This is a genomic window from Okeania sp. SIO2B9 (assembly GCF_010672505.1).
GTDB classification, from domain to species: domain Bacteria; phylum Cyanobacteriota; class Cyanobacteriia; order Cyanobacteriales; family Microcoleaceae; genus Okeania; species Okeania hirsuta.
Window position 1 is genome coordinate 1 of sequence record NZ_JAAHGK010001720.1, and the last position, 1219, is coordinate 1219.

1 protein-coding gene is annotated in these 1219 nt (G+C 31.4%); it reads left to right on the plus strand.

The window, feature by feature from the left end:
* Nucleotides 1-476: calcium-binding protein (locus F6K13_RS33965; protein ID WP_287290053.1), on the plus strand; the 476-nt coding region annotated here is incomplete at its 5' end.
* Between the last annotated feature and the right edge of the window lie 743 nt (nucleotides 477-1219).

Consider the following 1219-nt stretch of genomic DNA (forward strand, 5'->3'; position numbering starts at 1 on the left):
ATTTTTTACAGCAGATCGGTGCTTTTCAAGGGATGGAAGATGATGATCAAGCAGAACAAATTAATTTAGAAGTTTTTGAGCAAAAGTTAGAGGAAATTTTCAATACAAGTAATTTCAAAGTTAATCAAAGTAATTTAAAATCTTTTTTTAAATATCTCAAGCAAAATCTTGAATTTCCTTGTTTAGTAACAGGAATAGAAGAATTTGAGTGGGAAGTATATTATACTATGGGTCCAGGGAGTAAAAAAGAATATCAGAAGCTGAAGAAGAAAAAACCATCCTATACAGATGTGTTTAATCTGCTAAAGTTAGATGATAAATTAGATTTAGAGTCTGGAATCTTAGCAGAATTGGAGCGCACTACAGATAGTCAAAAATTTATATTGCCACTAGCTGAATTAGAAGCTGTTATGGAAGATTCTGAGAATGCTGAATTGTTAGAAGATTATTCTATGTGGTTTTTTACTTATCTATAATAAATTGAAAGTGGCCCTAAGAACTAAGTAGGGTGTGTGACGGTACGCTTACAATTTAATTTATGGAATAATGGTCGGTTTGACACCTCACGAACCGCGTGCTGTTGGATAGTGCATTACGTAACACCCTTGGTACCCTACGCGGTCTTATATTTATTTGACAAACACTCTCTAAAGTGCTGTTGAAAGATATATAAGGTGTAATATCAAGTCTGGTAGCATCAGTATTGTAAAGGTAAGGAAGGACCGAAGTTGGAAGAGGGAAGAAGGCTTTAGTTATCTAGAACGGAAGACTTAAAAGTCCAAAAAAACTTAAATTTTTTGTAGATATTCACCCTTGGGTTTATACATAACGATACCAGCGGACATGATATAACTACACACTCAAATATCGAAATCATTTGATATCATTTGATATCAATTGTTAATCTTTTCACCAGTTGGTGTATTTCCTGGAATAATTGCAAAGTTTTTGGCTAAACTTTTACACCTTTTTCTAATCAAATTACTTTAATAATTAAAACTAGATTTTATTTATTATATGAAGGATAAATATAGCAGAAGGAAGAAGGAAGTTGGAAAAATTTGTGTTGTCTAAATTTTAAGGTTTTAACATTTTAAAACCTAGCTAATTAGGAGTACGAATGTGCTTCATATTCTAACTTTAAGATATCTAATAGCAAACGTAGAATAAAGAATGTTACGAATTAATTTTGGCCATTAAAAGACTTTACAGTAGATAT